The sequence below is a fragment of the Mesorhizobium sp. M0615 genome, assembly GCF_040320805.1.
Classification (GTDB): domain Bacteria; phylum Pseudomonadota; class Alphaproteobacteria; order Rhizobiales; family Rhizobiaceae; genus Mesorhizobium.
This window is the reverse complement of sequence record NZ_JAMYQI010000009.1, coordinates 258425-279402: the sequence shown is the minus strand read 5'-3', so window position 1 is coordinate 279402 and position 20978 is coordinate 258425. Positions and strand designations below refer to the sequence as shown.

Sequence of the window (20978 nt, the reverse complement as noted above, 5' to 3'; positions counted from 1 at the left end):
CGGCGGTGCGGCCGGCGCCTAACGTCTAGATGTCGTGCTTGCGAATGTTCTTCAGCATCTTCTGCAATGTGGCGATCAGCGCCGCGTATTCGGCGTCGTCGACATCGTCGAACATCGCCTCGAACGCGTCATGCATTGCCGGCCAGGCGCGGGTGAACTCTGCGCGGCCCTCATCGGTGAGGAAGACATGGCGGATGCGGCTGTCGGTGACGCCTTGCTCGCGTCGCACAAAGCCTTGTCCCTCCAGCGTGTCGAGCGTGCGGCTCAAGGTCGACTGCTCTATGACGGTGTAGACCGAGAGGTCGTTGACGGTGACGCCGTCGGTGACCGACAGCACGGCCAGCGTGCGGACCTGCGGAATAGTCAGGCCCTGCTTGCGGAAATCGTCGCGCAAGGTGGCGTTGTAGCGCCCCATGATGCGGTTCATCAGATAGGGCGCGAATTGCTGCAGACCGATCTGGCCGAGGGTCGAGATGCGCTGGCGCTTTTCCAGAACCTTCTGCTCCATCACAGCCTCCCCGCCAGGAGAAAGCCGGAACCGCCACCGAGGCCCGCGCCTGGATGGGTCGAGGCGCCGATATGGTAGAGGTTCTTGATGCCGGTCTGATGGTTGCGGCTGGTCTTGAACGGCCGCCAGAGGAACGACTGGTCGATAGTCGACGAGCCGCCATAGGGGTCGCCGCCGACCAGGTTGATGTTCATCGCTTCGAGATCGGCCGGCGAATAGGCGCGGCGCGCAATGACGCTATCCTTGAAGCCGTCGATGTGGCTGGCGAGGATCGCCTCCGCGCGGTCGGCGTAGGCTTCACGCAGCGCCTCGGTCCATTGTCCGTCAGCCGGTGCATGCAGCGTGCCTGCGGCGTCGCCCTTGATGTGCCTGGGCGCCTCGGGCAGTTGCAGCCACAGGATCGCCTTGCCCTCCGGGCAGCGCGACGGATCGAGCGCATGCGGCTGGCCGACGCAGATGGTCGGCACTTCGGGCAGCATGCCGCGCGCCGCCTCGTTGCAGGCTTTCGAGACGCCATCGAGCCCCGGCGTCAGGTGCAACAATGCCACCTGGTCCAGGCCAGCACCGCGCCATGCCGGCGGCTTGTTCAGCGCATAGTGAATCTGGAAATTGCCTTTGCCGTAGCGATATTTCTGTGTCGCTTCGACATCGGCCTTGGGAGCCTCGCTGCCGAGCAACCGGTGGTAAAGCTGCGTCGGCGTGACCGAACAGATGACGCTCTTGTTTGCTGTAATCGTTTCGCCCGAGGCGAGCCGTACGCCGGTCGCGCGGCCACCGCTCTGGACGATCGAGGCGACATCGGCGGCGGTACGGATGTCGCCACCACGTTCCCTTATCAGAGCTTCGAAGGCGGTGAGCAGGGTCTTCGCTCCACCCTTGACGATCGGCGCCCCGGCCGCTTCCAGCGCGAAGGCAATGACCTTGGCGATCTGCCCTGAGAAGGCGTCTTCCGGTCCGAGCCCGGCGTGCAGCACCCAGGGCGCCCACAGCGCGCGGATTGTCTCGGACCGATAGGTGCTTTCCAGCCAGCTGCGCGCCGGCACCAGTGCTTCGCCGAGAAAGGCGGCAAGGCCGCGTGGGCTGCGCCGCCAGGCATCGCCGGCCAGCAGTTTCGCCGTCGGATAGGACCACAGGCTGCCGCCGAGCAGGCCGAACAACAGGCCGGCATTGCGCTCGATGCCGCTGACATCGTCCGCATGCCGGTCGCCATCGTCGGCGGCAATCGCATTGATTGCCGCGACATTGGCGGCGCGGTTGGTGGTGAGCACTGCATGACTGCCGTCCGGCCGCAGCACGCCAGTTGGCGTGCCGGTGTGGCAGAATTCCAGCCCGTGCCTGGCGAGATCGCCGCCCAACGCCGCAAAAGCCGGCGAGGTGATGAACAGCACGAAGGTGGTTGCCATCACGTCATGGATAAAGCCGGGAGCGGTGATCTCCTCGGTACGCACGCAGCCGCCGATGCGGTCATTGCGCTCGAGGACGAGCACACGCGCCCCTTTGCCGCCGAGCATCGCCGCGCAGACCAGCGCGTTGATGCCGCTGCCAACGATGATGTGATCCGGCTGGCTCACCTTGGCGTGCTTTCACCTAGCCGTTGGATACAAGCGCCAGCGCGCGGATAGGGCTGCCGGTGCCATGCTCGATCTTGAGCGGTGCGGCGATCAGGATGGCGCCCTTTGGAGGCAACTGGTCGAGGTTGCAGAGGCTGGCGAGGCCATAGCGGTTCGCCTTGTGCATCAGCGTGTGGGCTGGAAATGGCGGCTCCATCCCGCCTGCCTTGCCGGCATCGGTGCCGATCGTCTCTGAGCCCCAGCCCTTGATATCCTTGCTGATCAGGAACTGGATGGCTTCGGCTGTCGGACCTGGCGTATGTGGGCCGGTTTCGTTGGCGTTGAGGAATTCGGCTTCCGAGCCATTGCGCTTATACCAGTCGGTGCGCATCACCACCCACTCCCCGGCGTTGATGGCGCCATGCTTGGCTTCCCACGCCTTGATGTGGTCGACGGTGAGCAGGAAGTCGTGGTCAGCGGCGGCTTCCTTCGAGCAGTCGATGACATTGACCGGACCAATGAAATTCTGCGCCGGAATGGTGTCGGTGGCGCCGTCCGGATAGTCCTTGCCGCTGATCCAATGCTGCGGCGCATCGAAATGCGTGCCCGAATGCTCCCCAAGCTTCAGCCAGTTCCATGCCCACCACGGGCCGTTCTTGTCATAACGGGAGATGTTATGGATCTCGACCTTTGGCGTGTCGACGGCAAGCTCCGGCGGCAGCTTGATAAGAGGCGTGTCGGGTCCGAGTTGCGCAGAGAGGTCGACCACCCTGATGGCGCCTGAAAGCAGCTGGCCGGCGACTTCGCCGAGGAGTTTTTGCGTGTCCATGGTCTGAAGTTCCCTCTTTCTGGTGAAGATCAAGGCTCGTCTCGGCCCTTAATATCCTACTAGACGAAAACATATGCATCTGCAATTATCTTTAAGCATAAAGGAAATGGGAACGGGGCGTGAGCGAGTTCGACGCCATCTTTGTCGGGGCGGGCCACAACAGTCTGGCATGCGCCGCGCATCTGGCGCTGAAAGGCTGGAAAACCGGGATTTTCGAGCGCAGCGCAGCAATCGGCGGTGCCGTCCAGACCCACGAATACACCCTCCCAGGGTTCCGGCACGATTTCGGTGCAATGAATCTGAGCCTGTTTGCCGGCTCCGCCTTCCACCGGAAATATGCAAATGAATTGAAAGCGCAGGGTCTTGAGTTCGCGCCGGTCGCCGACTGTTTCGCCAGCGCCTTTCCGGACGGACGCTGGTTCGGCGTCAGCAATGACTTGGAAAGGACTGCCACGCGGCTGGCCGCGTTCTCCGCCGCCGATGCCGCGACGTGGCGCAAGCTCGTTGCCGCCTTTCCTGCTGAGGCCGAGCATCTGTTCCGGCTGCTGGGATCGCCGATGAGTGCCCGCGCGCTTGCCGGCACCGCCTGGAACCTGTGGCGCAAGAAGGGCATGTCAGGCGCGCTCGATACCGGCCGGCTTTTGCTGTCGTCACCTCGCGCCTGGCTGGAGGAGACCTTCGAGTCGCCTTATGTGCGGGCAACGCTTGCCACCTGGGGCATGCATCTCGATTTCGCACCCGACATCGCCGGCGGCGCCGTGTTCCCCTATCTGGAATCGATCGCCAACCAGAGCTTTGGCATGGTGCTAGGCAAGGGCGGCGCCGACACGATCATCCGGGCGCTGGCAGGTATGGTCACCTCGGCGGGCGGCACGATCGTCACCGGGGCGGAAGTTGCCGAGATCACCGTTGCCGGCGGCAAGGCATCGGGCGTGCGACTCGCTTCAGGTGAGACACATACGGCCACCAAGGCAGTGATTGCCGGCGTCGCGCCCAGGGCGCTGACCGGCAAGTTGCTGCCCAACGGTTCCGGCGACGCCGGCTTCGACACGGCGATGCAGAAATTCAGGCACGCGCCGGGCACGATGATGATCCATCTGGCGCTCGACGACCTGCCCGATTGGCGCGCCGGCGCGGAGCTTCGGCAGTTCGCTTATGTGCATCTGTCGCCGTCGCTCGACGCGATGTCGCGCACCTATCAGCAGGCGATGGCGGGCATGCTGCCGGACGAACCGGTGCTGGTCGTCGGCCAGCCGACCGCGATCGATCCGTCGCGCGCGCCTCAGGGCAAGCATGTGCTGTGGGTGCAGGTGCGCATGCTGCCTGCCGAAATCCTGGGCGATGCGGCAGGCAGGATCGCGCCCGCGCATTGGGATCAGGTCAAGGATGCCTACGCCGAGCGCGTGCTCGACATCATCGAGATATACGCACCCGGACTGCGCCCGAAAATCCTCGGCCGTGCAGTGTTCTCGCCAATCGACCTCGGGCGTGAGAACCCCAATCTCGTCGGTGGCGACCAGGTCTGCGGCAGCCATCATCTGGCACAGAATTTCCTGTTCCGCCCGGCGCGCGGTTATGCCGGCTGGAACACGCCGGTCGGCAATCTGCATCTCATAGGCGCCGCGACATGGCCCGGCGCCGGCACCGGCGCGGCCTCCGGCTTCATGCTCGCGCAACAGCTTGGCGGGAGGTAGCTCGCAAGATTTCATGAAGGCGACGAGAGGCAAGGCGCTGCTGCCCACGAAGCCCGGATCGATAAACTGATAGTGCCGCGCAAAGACAACAAAACCAACAAGGGGAACGACCATGACAATCAACAGACGAGAATTGCTGGGATACAGTGCCGCGGCACTTGGGGTGGCGGCGATCGGCCTGCCTGAGATCGCCAAGGCGGCAGCGGGCGAGCTGACCATCGCCTATAACGTCAACCTGCCGTCCTGGGATCCGACCACCGGACCCTCGGCCGTCAACCCGACGATCCAGGGCCTCTACCAGTCGGTGTTCGACCAGTTCATTCCGCAAAAGCCGGACCTGTCCTTTGCGCCTGGCCTGCTCACCGAATGGGGCTGGAACGAGGATCGCACCAAGGTGACGATGACGGTGCGCGAAGGCGTGACCTGGCATGACGGCTCGCCCTTCACGCCCGAGGACGTGGTCTGGTCGCTGCAGCGGGCGGGCGACGAAAAGACCGGCAATCCGATCCAGTTCGTCTGGAAGAACGTCAACAATTTCAAGATCGACGGCAACAAGATCACCGGCGACGTCGTGCAGTTCGATCCGGTCTACTTTAAATGGATGTCGTTCCTGACCGGCTACATCCTGCCGAAGGCCTATTATGAGAAGGTCGGCGCCGAAGGTTTCGAGAAGGCGCCGATCGGCACCGGCCCTTACATGGTGGAAAAATTCGAGCGAAATGCTTTCCTCCGACTGAAGGCCAACCCGCACTATTGGGGCGACAAGCCGGCCTTCGAGAATGTGACGATCAAGTTCGTCACTGATGCGGCGAGCCGCGTTGCCGAAATCGAATCCGGTTCCTCGCAGGTGACGCTGGAGGTCCCCTATGAAGAGTATGACCGGCTGATCGCCAAGGACGGGCTTGCCGGCTCGTGCAAGCCCGTTTCCGACATCGGCATGATCTTCTTCAACGACATCGAAGCGATGCTGGACAAGAACGTCCGCCAGGCCGCCGTCATGGCTGTGGACAAGGAGCTTCTGGTCAAGCGGCTGCTGCGCGGCTATGGCCAACCGATCGCTACGCTGGAGACCCCGGAGTACACGGCCTTCGACGCCTCGATCAAGGTCGAGCACAATCCGGAAAAGGCCAAGGAGCTGCTCGCGGCTTCCGGCTATTCGCCGGAAAAACCGGTCAAGTTCACCATCCAGACGACCAAGGGCTTCAAGCCCAAGGATTATGAGATGATCCAGGCAATCGTCGGCATGTGGCGTAAGGTCGGCATCGAGGCGACGATCGAGGTCTACGAGATCGCCAAGCACTATGAACTGCGCGCCGCCGACAAGCTGGCGCCGGCCGCCTTCTACAATTGGGGCAACGCCATCGGCGACCCGACGACGTCGACGGGTTTTGCCATGTATGGGCCGAGCCCGCACTCGGTGTGGGACAGCCAGGATCTGATCGACATGATCAATCCGCTCTGGGGCGAGAAGGACGAGGCCAAGCGCATCGCCGGCTGGAAGGCTGTCGACAAGTATATCGCCGAGCAGGCCTATGTGCTGCCGCTGATTCAGTATGCGCAACCTATCGTGCATGCCAAGGGCGTCAACGTGGTGCAGCATGTGTCCGGCGCGCTGCTGCCGGCGCTGATGACCCCGGCCTGATATCGGCTTGTGGGCGCCACCCTTCGCTGAGCGGCCCCCTCATCCGGCCCTTCGGGCCACCTTCTCCCCGCTGGGGAGAAGAGACCAGCTCAGCTGTCCGTGACCTCTTCTCCCCTCGGGGAGAAGGTGGCCGCGAAGCGGACGAATGAGGGGGCTCTTCGTTAGAAACGCACTGGGCCAACACCAGAATGCTCCTGCAACGATTCCTGATCCGTCTGCTGACGATGCTGATCACGCTGTTCGGCGTGGCTGTCGTCGTCTTCGTCGTGATCCGCGTCGCGCCTGGTGACCCGATCGCCATGATGCTGCCCCCCGGTGCGACAGATGCCGACATCGACCGGCTGCGTGCACTCTACGGGCTCGACAAGACCATCGTGCAGCAATTCTTCATCTGGCTGTCCGGCGTCGTCAGGGGCGATTTCGGCACCTCGATTTCGCTCAGGCAAGATGTGCTCAGCCTCGTCTTCAACCGCTTGCCGGCAACGCTGGAACTCGCCATCGTCGCGCTGATCATGGCGGTTGGGCTCGGCGGCACGACGGCGATCCTCGGCGCCCGCGAACGTGGCACGGCGGTCGAAGCCGGCATCGATATCGCCAGCGGTGCCGCCCTTTCCATTCCCGATTTCCTGTGGGGCCTCGTGCTGATCCTTTTGTTTGGCGTGCTGGTGCCGATCTTCGACATTTCCGGCCGCGTGTCGCCGCAGCTCGACCTGCCCTTCGTCACCCAGTTCTATTTCTTCGAGAGCTTGCTTCGGCTGCGCCTCGACCTGACCTGGGATCTCCTGAAGCACATGCTGATGCCGGCTGTGGCGCTGGCGCTGCCGCTGGCCGCAATCATCGCGCAGTTGCTGAAACAGTCGCTGAAGGAAGTGCTGGACCTCGACTATGTCGTGCTGGCGCGGGTGAAGGGGTTTTCGGAAACGCAGGTTATCTTACGCGAGGCGCTGAAGAACGCTGCCTTGCCGACACTGACTCTCGTCGGCGTCCAGTTCACCTTCCTCATCGGCGGCACGGTCATCGTCGAGCGGCTGTTTTCCTACGAAGGGCTCGGTAACATGGCGATCGATGCCGTCATCAACCGCGACCTGCCGCTGATCCAAGGCATCGTGCTGGTGTTCGCGCTGCTGTTCGTGCTGATCAATCTTGGCGTCGACATGATGTACGCGCTGCTCAATCCGAGGCTGCGCCATGGATGAGGCACGCATCGCCTGGCGCGGACTGGGCCCGAGGCTGTGGCTGGCCGGCGGCTGGCTGCTGCTGGCGCTGCTGGCCGCGATCTTCGCGCCGCTGGTCGCACCGCAGGACCCGCTGGCGCAAGACCTGATGCTGGAACGGCTGCCGCCATTCTGGATGAGTGGTGCGGAATCAGGCTATTGGCTGGGCACCGACAGCCTCGGCCGCGATCTCCTCTCCCGGCTGATCTTCGGCGCCCGTATCGCCTTCATCGTCGCTTTCGCGGCGGCGATCGCCGCCTGCCTTGTTGGCTCGACGCTCGGACTGGTCGCCGGCTATTTCGGCGGCTGGGCCGACCGCATCATTTCACGCATCGTCGACGTCTGGATGGCATTCCCGCCGGTGCTGTTCGCCATCCTGCTGGTCGCGGTGCTCGGCACCGGCCTCAGTTCCGTCATCCTCGCCATCGTCATAATCGACTGGACGCGCTTTTGCCGGGTGATCCGCGCCGAAGCGATGGGCCAGTCGCGCATGGACTATGTCGAGAACGCCCGCATCGCCGGCTATGGCCGCATCGGCATCATGCTGCGCGAGGTGCTGCCCAATGTGGTGCCGTCGATCGTGGCACTGCTGTCGCTGGAGATGGGCATCGCCGTCATCGTCGAGTCCATCCTGTCCTTCGTCAATCTGTCGATCTCGACCGACGATCCGACCTGGGGCGGCATCATCGCCGAGGGCCGGCTGTCGATCCATCAGGCCTGGTGGGTGCTGGTGTTTCCGCTTGTAACGCTGATCCTCACCGTGCTGTCGTTCAGCCAGTTCGGTGAGGCGCTGAAGACACGCTTCGATCCGGTGCTGCGATGAGCGCTTGCCTGGATATTGCCAATCTGAGCGCCGTGCTGCCGAACGGCCAGCGCGTGCTGCGCTCGGTGTCGCTCTCCGTGCAGCCGGGTGAGGTGCGTGCTCTTGTTGGCGAGAGCGGCGCCGGCAAGACGATGATCGGCAAGGCGGTGCTCGGTGTGCTGCCGTCAAGCGTGCGCATCGTCGAAGGCGCCATGCAGCTCGAAGGCGAAGACCTCGGCAGGCTGCAGCCCAAGGCAAGGCGCACGCTGATCGGCGCTCGCACCGCGCTGATCCCGCAAGATCCGTTGACTGCGCTCAACCCGTCGCGCCGCATCGGTCCGCAGATGACTGACCGGCTGGTGCGCATTCTCGGCTGGAACGGTGACAAGGCGGACAAGCGTATCCGGCAATTGCTGGATGAGGTGCAGATCCGCGATCCCGACCGGGTGCTGAAATGCTATCCGCACGAGCTGTCCGGCGGCATGCGCCAGCGCGTGCTGATCGCCGCCGCCTTCGCCGCCGAGCCACGGCTGATCGTGGCCGACGAGCCGACAACCGCGCTCGACGTTACCGTGCAAAAGCAGATCCTGCGACTGATCGCCGAGCTGCAGCGCGAGCATGGCACCGCGATCCTGTTCGTCACCCACGATCTCGGCGTCGTTGCAAAGATCAGCCAGCAAGTGTCTGTGCTCTACGCCGGCAAGGTGGTGGAAGAGGCTGACACAGCCGCTCTCTTCGCCGCGCCTGAGCATCCCTATACGCGGGCATTGATGGCCGCTACGCCGCGCTACACGGATCCCTTTGCCTCGCTGAAGCCGGTGGATGAGACGGTGCTGGCAGGACTCGCTGCGGAGATCGCCGCCTCCGACCAGGCGTGGAGAGGGCCGCATGGTTGAGCCGCTGTTTTCCGTGCGCGGGCTGAAGGTGGCGCTAGCCGACATGACCCGCAAGCCGCTGATCGGGCGCGCGCCGCTGGCCGAGATTTTGAGAGGCCTGGATTTCGATTTGCCGAGGGGCTTGGTGACCGGCATCGTCGGTGAATCCGGGTCCGGAAAATCGACGCTCGGCCGCACGCTTGTCAGACTTCTGGAGCCGAGCGTCGGCAGCATCCATTTCGAGGGCCGCGATATCGCCCATCTGCCGGATGCCGAGCTGCGACCTCTGCGCCGCCACCTGCAGATGATCTTCCAGGATCCGATGTCGTCGCTCAACCCGCGTCGCACCATCGCCGGCATCATTGCCGCGCCGCTCAAGCAGAATGGGCTTGGCGACAGGCTCAAGGAACGCGTCGCCGAGGCATTGCATCGCGTCGGCCTGCCGCAAAGCTTCGCTAGTCGCTATCGTCATGAACTGTCGGGCGGGCAGCGCCAGCGCGTCGGAATTGCGCGCGCGTTGGCGCTTTCGCCGAAATTCGTGCTGGCCGACGAGATCGTCTCCGGCCTCGACGTATCGACGCAGGCGCAGATCCTCACCCTTTTGGAGAGACTGGCCGCGGAGATGGGGCTGACGGTCGCCTTCATCAGCCACGACCTGTCGGTCATCCGGCGGCTGTGCCAACAAGTGATCGTCATGCGCGAGGGCAGGATCGTCGAGGCGAGCGCCACCGATGCGCTGTTCGACAACCCCAGGGAGACCTACACGCGCGACCTGCTTGCCGCCATCCCACTGCCTGAGATCGACGCGGACTGGTTGCGGCCAGCAACGAAAGCGCCGGCATAGGACTGTTCACCCACCACGCCGAACAGCGGGCTTCGGACGTGCATGAGGGCAAAATCAGCCCGCGAACGGAGGGTAATATGAATTACGCAGCCCGCGGCACGATGCTTGCCGCGATCCTGTTCTGCTCGATGGGAACGGCTTCGGCCGATGCGATCCCCGGCATGCGCGGCCACGACCACACCGGCATCACGGTGCCCGACATGAAGCAGGCAGTCGACTTCTTCACCGAAGTCGTCGGCTGCAAGAAGGCGATGTCGTTCGGTCCGTTCGCCGATGACAAGGGCACCTTCATGCAGGATCTTCTGGGCGTCGATCCGAAGGCTGTCATCGAGCAGGTCACCATGGTGCGTTGCGGTTATGGATCGAACATCGAGCTGTTCAAGTACACCGCGCCTGACCAGAAGGATTTGACTCCGAAGAACAGCGATATCGGCGGCTTCCACATTGCCATGTATGTCGATGATGTCGCCGCGGCGAAAGCCTATCTCGACAGCAAGGGGGTGAAGACGCGGATGGGTCCGCTGCCGGTCAAGGAAGGTCCGGCGGCCGGCCAGACCATCCTCTATTTCCAGGCGCCATGGGGATTGCAGCTGGAGGCGATCAGCTATCCCGATGGGATGGCCTATGAGAAGGGTGCCGAGACTGTGCTGTGGAGCCCGAAGAACCCGGACAAGTGATTTCCAGAGCGCTTGCGGGGCCAGCCCGCAGGCGCGCCACCCGTGTCCAGCAATCGTTCCAACATGAAACTTTAAGCTTGAAATATTTTGTCTCCGGCGCGATACTTAATATGCAGCAAGCGAAGAGGAGATCGCACGGATGAAGGTTGCGGTTCTCGGTGGCGGACCAGCCGGCCTCTACTTTGCCATTTCAATGAAGCTGCGGGACGCCGCCCACGAGATCACGGTGTTCGAGCGCAATCGCGCCGACGATACGTTCGGCTGGGGCGTCGTGCTGTCGGCCGAAACACTCGACAACCTTGCCAAAAACGACCCGGTCAGCGCTGTCTGGATCAAGAAGCATTTCGCCTATTGGGACGACATCGCCGTCATCCATGACGGCGTGCGCACGGTCTCGTCGGGCCACGGTTTCTGTGGCATCGGCCGCAAGCGGCTTCTGGTCCTGCTGCAGCGACGCGCGCGCGAACTTGGCGTGAGGCTGATGTTCGAGAGCGATATCGCCGACCCTCAGCCCTATATGGAGACGCATGATCTGGTCGTCGCCGCCGATGGGCTGAACTCAAGGGCGCGCAACACCTTCGTCGAAGTCTTCAAGCCCGACATCGACACCCGCAAATGCAAATTCGTCTGGCTCGGCACCAACCAGAAATTCGACGACGCCTTCACCTTCATCTTCGAGAAGACCGAGCATGGCTGGGTGTGGGCGCACGCCTATCAATTCGACAGCGAGACAGCGACCTTCATTGTCGAGTGCAGCGAACAGACCTGGGCTGCCTTCGGCTTCGGCGCCATGTCGCAGCAGGAATCCATCGCCGTCTGCGAGCGCATCTTTGAGAAACATCTCGGCGGCCACGCGCTGATGACCAATGCCAATCACATCAGAGGTTCGGCCTGGATCAATTTCCCGCGCGTGCTGTGCGAACGCTGGTCCTACAAGAACCTGGCTCTGATGGGCGACGCGGCGGCCTCGGCACATTTCTCGATCGGCTCCGGCACCAAGCTCGCATTGGAAAGCGCGGTGGCGCTGGCCGAATATGTCAAAACCGAACCGGACCTCGACGCCGCCTTCCGCAAGTATGAGGATGCGCGCCGCACCGAGGTGCTGAAGCTGCAGTCGGCGGCGCGCAATTCGCTGGAGTGGTTCGAGGAGGTCGAGCGCTATCTCGGCCTTGATCCGGTGCAGTTCAATTATTCGCTGCTGACCCGCTCGCAGCGCATCAGCCACGAGAATTTGCGGCTGCGCGATGCCAAATGGCTTGAAAGCGCCGAGGAATGGTTCCAGCGCCAGGCGGGGGCAGGCGGCAACAGGCAGCGCCGGGCGCCGATGTTCGCGCCGTTCAAGCTGCGCGACATGCAGCTCAACAACCGGGTCGTCGTTTCGCCGATGGCGCAGTACAAGGCCGTCGACGGCTGCCCGACCGACTGGCATTTCGCCCACTATGCCGAGCGTGCGAAGGGCGGCGCCGGGCTTGTCTATATCGAGATGACCTGCGTCAGCCCGGAAGGACGCATCACGCCCGGTTGTCCCGGCTTCTATGCGTCCGAACATGAGGTGGCGTGGAAGCGGCTGGTCGATTTCGTCCACACCGAGACCGAGGCTAAAATCTGCGCCCAGATCGGGCATTCCGGGGCCAAGGGCTCGACCCGTGTCGGCTGGGAGGGCACCGACGTGCCGCTCTCCTCGGGCAATTGGCCGGTCATGGCGGCCTCGGCGATTGCATGGTCGCCGCAAAACCAGGTGCCGAAAGCCATGGACCGCGCCGATATGGATTTGGTGCGCGACCAGTTCGTGGCCTCCACCGAAATGGCCGATCGTTGCGGCTTCGACATGCTGGAGATCCACGCCGCGCACGGCTATCTCCTGTCGTCCTTCATCACGCCGGTCACCAACCAGCGCACGGATGAGTATGGCGGTTCGCTGGAAAATCGCATGCGCTATCCCCTGGAAGTCTTCCATGCGGTGCGCGCCGCCTGGCCGGCGCGAAAGCCGATTTCGGTGCGCATTTCGGCCAATGATTGGGTCGGCATCGAGGGTGTGACGCCGGCCGATGCGGTGGAGATCGCGCGCATGCTGCACGAAGCCGGCGTCGACATCTGCGACGTCTCGGCAGGTCAGACCTCGATTGCCGCCAAGCCTGTCTATGGCCGCATGTTCCAGACACCATTCTCGGACCGCATCCGCAACGAGGTCGGCATGGCGACGATGGCGGTCGGCAACATCTATGAGCCGGACCATGTCAATTCGATCCTGATGGCAGGCCGCGCCGACCTGGTGGCCCTGGCACGGCCGCATCTCGCCGATCCCTACTGGACGCTGCATGCGGCCGTGACGCTCGGTGATCGTGGTGTCAAATGGCCGGATCCCTATCTGCCCGGACGCGACCAGATCTACCGGCTGGCCGAGCGCGATGCGGCGGCGGGGTTGAAAGTATGACGACGGCCTCGGCGATCCCCGGCAAGCATGCTTTGGTCACCGGCGGCGGCTCCGGCGTCGGCCGGGTCATCGCACTCGTGCTGGCCGAAGCCGGTATCGAGGTGACCATATGCGGGCGGCGCGAGGCCGAGCTTGCCAAGTTGGCCGGCGAGAACGACCGCATCCACGCCATGTCAGCCGATGTCACCGACGAGGCGGCGATGATTTCGCTCTACGCGCAAGCGGAAGCCGTGCGCGGCCCGTTCGAAATCGTCGTCGCCAATGCCGGCATGGCCGGCAGCACGCCGGCGCACAGGACCTCGCTTGCCGACTGGCAGCGGACGCTCGACGTCAATCTGACCGGCGCCTTCCTGACGGTGAAGCCGGCGCTGGCCGGCATGGCCGCACGCAAGGCGGGCCGGATCGTCTTCGTCGCCTCGACCGCAGGGCTGAAAGGCTACGCCTATGTCGCACCCTATGTGGCGGCCAAGCACGGCGTCGTCGGGCTGATGCGGGCGCTGGCCGCCGAGACGGCGAAATCCGGCGTGACCGTCAACGCCGTTTGCCCGGGCTTCGTAGAGACCGGCATGCTGGAGGAGTCCATTCAGCGCGTCGTCGAAAAGACCGGCCGCTCAGTCGAGCAGGCGCGGGCGAGCCTTGCCTCGACCAACCCGCAAGGCCGTTTCATCCAGCCGCAGGAAGTTGCCGCGGCGGTGCTCTGGCTGTGCGGCGATGCGGCTGCGTCGATTACCGGACAAGCAATTTCGATCTCAGGAGGCGAAACATGGTAGCCGGCCCATTGCCCGCGCCGTCGGGACCCGGCAAGGACCGGCTGCGTCTCTGGATCAGGCTGCTGCGCGCCTCGCGCACGATCGAAGCGGAGCTGCGCGAGCGCCTGAAGAAGGAATTCGATACGACGCTGCCGCGTTTCGACGTCATGGCCGCCCTCTACCGCGCGCCGGAAGGCATGCTGATGAGCGATCTGTCGCGCTTCCTGCTGGTATCCAACGGCAATGTCACCGGCATCGTCGACCGGCTGGTTTCGGAAGGGGTGGTCGCGCGCGCGCGCCGCAATGGCGATCGCCGCACATCCATGGTGCGACTGACCGACGAGGGTTCCAAATCTTTTGCCGCAATGGCCGCGGCGCATGAGGGTTGGATCGGAGAATTGCTGGCCAAGGTCAGCGAGGAGGATGCGCGCCGGCTGACCGGCATGCTGACCTCGTTCCGCAGCAACTGGGAGGGACGCGAATGAGTTCGATGGCCGGCCTCAAGCCGAAGCACTTCCTTTGGGAAGTCGAAGGCAGGATCGCCAGGGTGCGGCTCGACCGGCCGGAGCGCAAGAATCCGCTGACCTTCGACAGCTATGCGGAACTGCGCGACACGTTCCGCGATCTCGTCTATGCCGACGACGTCGACGCCGTGGTGTTCCTGCCCAATGGCGGCAATTTCTGCTCGGGCGGCGATGTCCACGACATTATCGGCCCCTTGGTCAATATGGACATGAAGGAGTTGCTCGCCTTCACCCGCATGACCGGCGATTTCGTCAAGGCGATGCTCAATTGCGGCAAGCCGATCATCGCGGCGGTCGACGGGGTCGCGGTCGGCGCCGGCGCCATCATCGCCATGAGCGCCGACATCCGCATCGCCACGCCGGAGGCCAAGACCGCTTTCCTGTTCACCCGCGTCGGCCTTGCCGGCTGCGACATGGGCGCCTGCGCGATCCTGCCGCGCATCATCGGCCAGGGCCGTGCCGCCGAATTGCTCTACACCGGCCGCACGATGACGGCAGCGGAAGGCGAGCGCTGGGGCTTCTACAACAGGCTGGTCGATGCCGCAGTGCTCGAGGCCGACGCGCTCGAGATGGCGGCGCGCATCGTCTCGGGTCCGACCTTCGCGCACGGCATCACCAAGACGCAGCTCAACCAGGAATGGTCGATGGGCCTCGACCAGGCGATCGAAGCGGAAGCGCAGGCGCAGGCGATCTGCATGCAGACGCGTGACTTCGAGCGCGCCTACAAGGCCTTCCTCGCCAAGGAGAAACCGGTGTTCGAGGGCAATTGATGGCTGACAAGAGTTTCCTCAACTGGCCGTTTTTCGAAGACCGGCATCGCGAACTCGCCGAACGCCTTGATGCCTGGTGCGCCAGGAACCTGCCCGTCGATCACCATGACGTCGATGCCGCCTGCCGCGAGCTGGTGGCGAAACTTGGCCGCGACGGCTGGTTGAAGCCGACGGCGCTCGATACCGACAATCCGGGACCGCTCGATGTCCGCACCTTGTGCATCACGCGCGAGACGCTGGCGCGCCATGACGGGCTGGCCGACTTCGCCTTCGCCATGCAGGGGCTCGGCACCGGCGCGCTCAGCCTGTTCGGCACGCCCGACCAGCAGCAATGGCTGGCAAAGACCAGGGCCGGCAAGACGATTTCCGCCTTCGCGCTTTCGGAGCCACGCTCCGGGTCGGATGTCGCCAACACCGAAATGATGGCGAGCCGCGATGGCGACTTCTATATCCTCAGCGGCGAGAAGACCTGGATTTCCAATGGCGGCATTGCCGATCTCTACGTCGTCTTTGCCCGCACCGCCGAGGCACCGGGTGCCAAGGGACTTTCCGCCTTTCTCATACCCGCTGATACCAAGGGGCTTGGCATTGCCGAGCGCCTTGAAGTGATCGCGCCGCATCCGCTGGCGCGGCTTTCCTTCGATCAGGTCCGGGTGCCGGCCTCGGCGCTGATCGGCAAACCGGGAGACGGCTTCCGCATCGCCATGTCGGTGCTTGACGTGTTCCGCTCCACGGTCGGCGCGGCGGCACTCGGCTTTGCCCGCCGGGCGCTGGACGAAAGCATCAGCAGGGTGGCCGAGCGCAAACTTTTCGGCGCTCCGATGGGAGAGCTGCAGATGGTGCAAGGCCATATCGCCGACATGGCGCTGGACATCGATGCCGCAGCGCTGCTGGTCTACCGCGCTGCCTGGACCAAGGACATGGGCGCGGCTCGTGTCACCCGCGAGGCGGCGATGGCCAAGCTGTTCGCCACCGACAAGGCGCAAGAGGTGATCGACAAGGCTGTGCAGCTGCATGGGGGGGACGGCGTCCGCAAGGGCCATATCGTCGAGAGCCTCTATCGCGAGATCCGCGCGCTACGCATCTACGAGGGCGCATCCGATGTGCAGAAGGTGGTGATCGCACGGCAGGTGATGGGCGCGGCCTGACAGCGACGTATTTGATTTTGAGATTTGGTTTTAAGAATACCGGGAGGCTTGAAAATGCATGAGATCCTGCAGCCGGAGGGCTGGGCGAAACCGGTCGGCTACGCCAACGGCATTGCTGCGCGCGGCAGGCTCGTCTTCGTGGGCGGACAGGTCGGCTGGAACGGGCAGTGCCAGTTCGAGACCGACGATTTCGCCGGCCAGGTGCGGCAGACGCTGCAAAACATCGTCGCCGTGCTGGCGGAAGCCGGCGCGGAGCCACGCCACATCACCGCGATGACCTGGTATTTCACCGACAAGGCCGAATATCTCGGCAACCTCAAGGGTATCGGCGAAGCCTATCGCGAGGTGATCGGCCGGCATTTTCCGGCGATGGCCGCCATGCAGGTGGTAGCGCTGGTGGAAGATCGCGCCAAAATCGAGATTCAGGCCACCGCCGTTATTCCGGATTAACGAATTCGTTATTCCCTGATTGATCAGCAGCGCAGCCCCGCCCGCTTCAGCAGCGGCAATACGTGGTCGCAGAAATAGGGCAGTTCCTGGGTGTAGTTGACGAAGGATAGCGCGATGCCCTGGTAGCCATGCCCGGCGATTGCCGCCATCTCGGCGGCAATCGTCTCTGGCGTTCCAACCAGCGGGTAGGTGCCGGCGCCGCCGGCGAAACGCTGCCGGTAGCGGTCATAGGCATGCGGGTCATGCGACTGCGAGAACTCCTTCTTGCCTGCCATATGAGCATCGACCGCATCGTGGTCGACCAGATCGACGGCATAGCGCGTGTAGTAGGCCTGCGCCTCTTCCATGGTTGGACGGCAGACGACATGCGCCACCGTGTAGACGCCGACGTTGCGGCCAACCTTGTCGGCCCGCTCGCTGATGTCGGCGACATGCTTGCCGGCATCGCTCATTTCCGAAAAGGTCGTGAACAGATAATCGCATCGGGCGGCGGCGAAATCCCGGCCCGGGCCACCGAAAGCAGCGTTCATGGTCACCGGGCGTGGAACCTGCAGGCTCGCCGGCCGGCTCACCGCCTCCTTGAGGCGATAGTAGGTGCCTTCATAGTCCAGAGGCTGGTCCGAGGCGTAGAGCTTTTCCAGGATTTCGATCCATTCGGCGGCCTGGTCGTAGCCCTTCTCGACCAAAGGCGTGCCGAACATGCCGAATTCCTTCGGGTTCCAGCCGCAGACGATGTTCAGGCCGGCGCGGCCCTGGCTGATATGGTCGACAGTTGCCAGCGCCTTGGCGGCATAGAGCGGATGCACCAGCGGCACATGCACGGTCATGAACAGGCCGATCTGCTCGGTGGCCACCGCCAGGGCTGCTGCCCAGGTGAAGGTCTCGAACGACCATTCGCGCACCTTGTTGCGGCCGCCAAAGCCACGCCAGCGCGCGATCGGCAGCATAAATTCCAGCCCGGCGCGGTCGGCGATCTGCGCCGCCGTCAGATTGTCCTGCCAGCTTGCCGTCCAGCGTTCCGGCACATCGGTGATGGCCAGACCGCCATCGGCATTGGTCGAAAAGACGCCGAGCTTCAGTTTGTTCGAGCCGTGCAGGGGATGCGTTTTGATCATCATGGGAACTCGTGGCGGGAGACCGACACGCTAGGCCCGCGCAAAAATATTTCAAGCCTGAAATAGCTTCGCCTCGCCGCCGATTGCGGATATGAATTCGGAGGGGAAAAGGGGATGGATATGAGCGCGTTCCGTCAGAAGTGCATCGGCAAGACCAATCTCGTCGGCTCCTTCGCCGCTATTCCCCATCCCGTCGCCGTCGAAGTGATGGCGCTCACCGGCCTCGACTTCGTCTGCATCGACTGGGAACATGCCCAGATCGCGCGCGACACGATCGAAACCATGGTGCGCGCGGCCGACGTGCATCGCGTGCCGGCCATGGTGCGTGTTCCCGGTCATGCGCCGGAAGCTATCCAGGCGGCGCTCGACAGCGGCGCGCAAGGCGTGCTCGTGCCGCGCGTCTCGACCGCTGCTCAGGCCGAGGCGGCGGTGAAAGCCTCGCGCTATCCGCCGCTGGGCGAGCGCGGCGTCGGGCCTGGCCGCGCGGCCGGCTATGGCTATCGCATTCCCGAATATCTGGCCGCGGCCAATGATAGGGTGGTCGTCGCGGTCCAGGTCGAGACATCGGAGGGGCTGGCCAACATCGAGGCGATCGCGGCCATAGACGGCATCGATGTGGTCTTCGTCGGCCCCGGCGATCTCTCCGTGTCGATCGATGCGATCGGGCCGAAAGGCGTGGACAAGCTCAATGAGGCGATCACAAGGATCATCCGCGCGACCGTCGCGCATGGCAGGACATCGGGTATATTTTGCGCCAGCCCACAGACGATCAGCCAGTGGGCCGCTATCGGCGCGAGCTTCTTCGTGCTGGCCAGCGATACGATGTTTCTTGGCGCCGGCGCTGCGGCCAACTGCACCGCTGCGCGCGCCGAGCTGCGGTAGACGGGCGGGATCGGGCAAAAACTTTTTAAGCTTAAAACTTTTTCCTTGAAAAGCGCAGCACATTGGATAGCATCCAAACTCGATGGCGACTGTCGTGCCGGTGGGGCTTGCCGGGCAGTCCGTCGCGGTGCTCCGGGTGGGAGGGGTTTCAGTCCTTGTCGTTCATACTGCCCCAGTCATCGTCCAGCGCGCGTTATGCTTTCGACGGCGTACGTGCCCAGATCCGTGACCTGCACACCGAAAACATTGCCAACCTTGCCGTGCGCGCCCGAGAACTGGGCGACGTGATCGCGCTCTGGTACGGCGAAGGCGACATGGTGACGCCCGCTTTCATCCGCGACGCGGCGAAGGCCGCCTTCGATGAAGGCCAGACGTTCTACTTCCCTAACATGCGTGGGCACCCCCTACTGAACGAGGCGCTGTCGGAATACCAAACGCGCATTCACGGCCGGACGATCCCGATTGCGCGCACCACGGTCACGCCCGGCGGCATGCAGGCGCTGTACCTGGCGCTGGAACTGCTGGTCGATACCGGCAGCAACGTCGTCTATGTCGCGCCGCAATGGCCCAACATCCACAACGCCATCCATCTGATCGGCGGCGAGCCAAGGCCGTTTTCGCTCGACTTCAAGGGCGACTGGCATCTCGATCTCGACCGGCTGTTCGCCACTTGCGATGCGCGCACACGCGCGATCTTCCTGTCGACGCCGTCCAACCCGACCGGCTGGACCGCGTCGCGCGAGGAGATGCAGGCGCTGCTCGACTTCAGCCGGCGCACCGGCATCTGGATCATCTCCGACGAGGTCTATGGCCGGCTCTATTTCGACGGCAATGTTGCTCCTTCCATCCTGCAGATCGCCGAGGATGGCGACCGGGTGCTGTCGGTCAACAGTTTTTCGAAGGCGTGGGCGATGACCGGCTGGCGCATCGGCTGGCTGACGCATCCGTCGGGGGTGGCCGACCAGCTTGGCGCCATGACGCAGTACATCAACAGCGGCACCGCCGCGCCTATCCAGGCAGGCGCTGTCGCCGCCATCCGCCAAGGCGAGCCGCTGGTCGAGGAGATCAGGCAGCGGATCAAAACCGGCCTCGACCTTGCCTATGACAGGCTGGCCCAGATTCCCGGCATCATCCTGCCGACGAAACCGCGCGGAGGCATGTATGCCTTCTTTGCCATGGACGGCGAAAGCGACGCCCGGCAGGCCTGCGCCAGGATACTGGAGACGGCGCGCGTCGGGCTGGCTCCCGGCCACCTCTTTGGAAATTCGGCAGCGGCCTTCCTGCGGATGTGCGTGTGCCGTGAACGCGACCAGATAGCGACCGCGCTCGAGCGCATGGTCGCCGCCATAAATTGACGCCCCGCTGGGAGGTGGGACGGCAACAAACCGTGCGGGAGCAAACCCGCCCGATCACAACCAGAGGGAACACAAAATGAGCTTCACTCGTCGCAACCTGCTTCTTCTCGCCGCCACGATCGGCATCGCTGCCGGCCCGGCCACCGCCTTTGCCGCCGATGTGCTCAATGTCGGCGCCTACCCGACCAATCCGCCCTTCGAATACAAGAACGAGAGCGGCACGTTCGAGGGCTTTGAAGTCGACATCGTCAACGAAGCGGCCAAGCGTGCCGGCATGACCACCGACATTGCCGACCTCGGCTTCCAGGCGCTGTTCGCGGCTGTCAGTTCCAACCGCATCGATGTCGCGATCTCCTCCATCACCATCACGCCGGAGCGACTGAAAACGCTGTCCTTCACCCAGCCCTATTATGACTCCGACATGGGCATTGCGACGAAGACCGATAGCGCTGTTAACACCGAGGCCGACCTCAAGGGCAAGATCGTCGGCGTGCTTTCAGGCTCGACCGGCGAGACCTGGGTCAAGGCGCATCAGGAGGCTGACGGCTACAGCGACGTGAAGGGCTATGACACGCAGCAGAATCTTCTGCTCGACCTCAGCGCGGGCCGCGTGGACGCCGCCGTCAGCGATATTCCGGGCATGGAATACTCCTTCACCAAGATGAAGGACCTGAAGGTCAAGCAGCGCATCAAGACCGGCGAACAGTACGGCCTGATGATGAGCAAGGACCATCCGCTGCTCGGCAAGCTGAACGACGCGCTGACCGCGATGAAGAAGGACGGAACGCTGGCCGCGATCCACAAGAAGTGGTTCGGCAGCGACGCGCCAGCCGATTCCTCGACGGTCAAGGAAATGCCGCTGCCCAAGGCCTGACCGGCAATGCACTTAAATCGTGCCGGCTCCCAGGCCGGCACG

The 20978-nt window shown here is 63.8% G+C and carries 20 protein-coding genes and 1 pseudogene; 17 read left to right on the top strand and 4 right to left on the bottom strand.

Annotated features, from left to right (window positions below; translation table 11 throughout):
* Nucleotides 1-25 precede the first annotated feature (25 nt).
* The 3 genes from NKI46_RS18245 to NKI46_RS18235 are packed head-to-tail and all read right to left on the bottom strand — an operon-like array spanning nucleotide 26 to nucleotide 2887.
* Nucleotides 26-508, bottom strand: a complete 483-nt coding sequence (locus tag NKI46_RS18245) for a MarR family winged helix-turn-helix transcriptional regulator (RefSeq protein ID WP_352747256.1) — start codon at nucleotides 506-508, stop codon at nucleotides 26-28.
* A complete protein-coding gene (locus NKI46_RS18240) occupies nucleotides 508-2079 on the bottom strand; it encodes a phytoene desaturase family protein (RefSeq protein ID WP_352747254.1) in 1572 nt (523 codons plus the stop codon). Before NKI46_RS18240 ends, NKI46_RS18245 begins: the two co-directional genes overlap by 1 nt.
* A gap of 16 nt (nucleotides 2080-2095) precedes the next feature.
* Nucleotides 2096-2887 carry a cyclase family protein gene (locus NKI46_RS18235; RefSeq protein ID WP_023708108.1) on the bottom strand — a complete coding sequence of 264 codons (792 nt, stop codon included), beginning with the start codon at nucleotides 2885-2887 and terminating at the stop codon, nucleotides 2096-2098.
* Between the two features lie 119 nt (nucleotides 2888-3006).
* On the opposite strand from NKI46_RS18235, the gene NKI46_RS18230 reads away from it, so the two are divergent.
* The 14 genes and pseudogenes from NKI46_RS18230 to NKI46_RS18170 all read left to right on the top strand — a co-directional run bounded on the left by NKI46_RS18230 (nucleotide 3007) and on the right by NKI46_RS18170 (nucleotide 16710).
* Nucleotides 3007-4581, top strand: a complete 1575-nt coding sequence (locus tag NKI46_RS18230; RefSeq protein WP_023699869.1) for a phytoene desaturase family protein — start codon at nucleotides 3007-3009, stop codon at nucleotides 4579-4581.
* 112 nt (nucleotides 4582-4693) lie between these two features.
* Nucleotides 4694-6223: an ABC transporter substrate-binding protein gene (locus NKI46_RS18225; RefSeq protein ID WP_023686913.1), complete on the top strand. Its 1530-nt coding sequence runs from the start codon at nucleotides 4694-4696 to the stop codon at nucleotides 6221-6223.
* A 33-nt stretch (nucleotides 6224-6256) separates the two neighbouring features.
* A pseudogene (locus NKI46_RS30950) lies at nucleotides 6257-6369 on the top strand (endonuclease domain-containing protein); the annotation flags it as partial.
* Between the two features lie 42 nt (nucleotides 6370-6411).
* Nucleotides 6412-7419: an ABC transporter permease gene (locus NKI46_RS18220; protein WP_023699867.1), complete on the top strand. Its 1008-nt coding sequence runs from the start codon at nucleotides 6412-6414 to the stop codon at nucleotides 7417-7419.
* Nucleotides 7412-8260 (top strand): ABC transporter permease, encoded by an 849-nt coding sequence (locus NKI46_RS18215; RefSeq protein ID WP_023738332.1) that lies wholly within the window; start codon nucleotides 7412-7414, stop codon nucleotides 8258-8260. The genes NKI46_RS18220 and NKI46_RS18215 overlap by 8 nt, the downstream gene beginning before the upstream one ends.
* Nucleotides 8257-9135 carry an ABC transporter ATP-binding protein gene (locus NKI46_RS18210; protein ID WP_023686914.1) on the top strand — a complete coding sequence of 293 codons (879 nt, stop codon included), beginning with the start codon at nucleotides 8257-8259 and terminating at the stop codon, nucleotides 9133-9135. Before NKI46_RS18215 ends, NKI46_RS18210 begins: the two co-directional genes overlap by 4 nt.
* Nucleotides 9128-9958 carry an ATP-binding cassette domain-containing protein gene (locus NKI46_RS18205; RefSeq protein WP_023738333.1) on the top strand — a complete coding sequence of 277 codons (831 nt, stop codon included), beginning with the start codon at nucleotides 9128-9130 and terminating at the stop codon, nucleotides 9956-9958. The genes NKI46_RS18210 and NKI46_RS18205 overlap by 8 nt, the downstream gene beginning before the upstream one ends.
* A gap of 77 nt (nucleotides 9959-10035) precedes the next feature.
* Nucleotides 10036-10635 (top strand): VOC family protein, encoded by a 600-nt coding sequence (locus NKI46_RS18200; protein WP_023738334.1) that lies wholly within the window; start codon nucleotides 10036-10038, stop codon nucleotides 10633-10635.
* Nucleotides 10636-10774: 139 nt separating this feature from the next.
* Nucleotides 10775-13069, top strand: coding sequence for a bifunctional salicylyl-CoA 5-hydroxylase/oxidoreductase (locus NKI46_RS18195; RefSeq protein WP_352460191.1), 2295 nt, complete (start codon nucleotides 10775-10777; stop codon nucleotides 13067-13069).
* Nucleotides 13066-13839, top strand: a complete 774-nt coding sequence (locus NKI46_RS18190; RefSeq protein ID WP_352460190.1) for an SDR family NAD(P)-dependent oxidoreductase — start codon at nucleotides 13066-13068, stop codon at nucleotides 13837-13839. Before NKI46_RS18195 ends, NKI46_RS18190 begins: the two co-directional genes overlap by 4 nt.
* Nucleotides 13833-14303 (top strand): MarR family winged helix-turn-helix transcriptional regulator, encoded by a 471-nt coding sequence (locus NKI46_RS18185; RefSeq protein ID WP_023667803.1) that lies wholly within the window; start codon nucleotides 13833-13835, stop codon nucleotides 14301-14303. The genes NKI46_RS18190 and NKI46_RS18185 overlap by 7 nt, the downstream gene beginning before the upstream one ends.
* A complete protein-coding gene (locus tag NKI46_RS18180; protein WP_352460189.1) occupies nucleotides 14300-15112 on the top strand; it encodes an enoyl-CoA hydratase family protein in 813 nt (270 codons plus the stop codon). Before NKI46_RS18185 ends, NKI46_RS18180 begins: the two co-directional genes overlap by 4 nt.
* Entirely contained in the window at nucleotides 15112-16260 is a 1149-nt protein-coding gene (locus NKI46_RS18175; RefSeq protein ID WP_352460188.1) for an acyl-CoA dehydrogenase family protein, read from the top strand. The genes NKI46_RS18180 and NKI46_RS18175 overlap by 1 nt, the downstream gene beginning before the upstream one ends.
* A gap of 54 nt (nucleotides 16261-16314) precedes the next feature.
* Nucleotides 16315-16710: a RidA family protein gene (locus NKI46_RS18170; RefSeq protein ID WP_023667806.1), complete on the top strand. Its 396-nt coding sequence runs from the start codon at nucleotides 16315-16317 to the stop codon at nucleotides 16708-16710.
* A 23-nt stretch (nucleotides 16711-16733) separates the two neighbouring features.
* Here NKI46_RS18170 and NKI46_RS18165 read toward each other — a convergent pair whose 3' ends face one another.
* On the bottom strand, nucleotides 16734-17825 hold the full coding sequence (locus tag NKI46_RS18165) for an LLM class flavin-dependent oxidoreductase (protein WP_352446560.1): 1092 nt from the start codon (nucleotides 17823-17825) through the stop codon (nucleotides 16734-16736).
* Between the two features lie 120 nt (nucleotides 17826-17945).
* Between NKI46_RS18165 and NKI46_RS18160 the strand changes: the two genes are divergently transcribed.
* The 3 genes from NKI46_RS18160 to NKI46_RS18150 all read left to right on the top strand — a co-directional run bounded on the left by NKI46_RS18160 (nucleotide 17946) and on the right by NKI46_RS18150 (nucleotide 20936).
* Nucleotides 17946-18707 (top strand): HpcH/HpaI aldolase family protein, encoded by a 762-nt coding sequence (locus NKI46_RS18160; protein ID WP_023686922.1) that lies wholly within the window; start codon nucleotides 17946-17948, stop codon nucleotides 18705-18707.
* A gap of 155 nt (nucleotides 18708-18862) precedes the next feature.
* The gene (locus tag NKI46_RS18155) at nucleotides 18863-20062 is read left to right on the top strand and encodes a pyridoxal phosphate-dependent aminotransferase (protein WP_023751786.1); all 1200 of its coding nucleotides are present in this window, start codon (nucleotides 18863-18865) and stop codon (nucleotides 20060-20062) included.
* Between the two features lie 76 nt (nucleotides 20063-20138).
* The gene (locus NKI46_RS18150) at nucleotides 20139-20936 is read left to right on the top strand and encodes an ABC transporter substrate-binding protein (protein WP_023682726.1); all 798 of its coding nucleotides are present in this window, start codon (nucleotides 20139-20141) and stop codon (nucleotides 20934-20936) included.
* The last annotated feature ends 42 nt before the right edge of the window (nucleotides 20937-20978 follow it).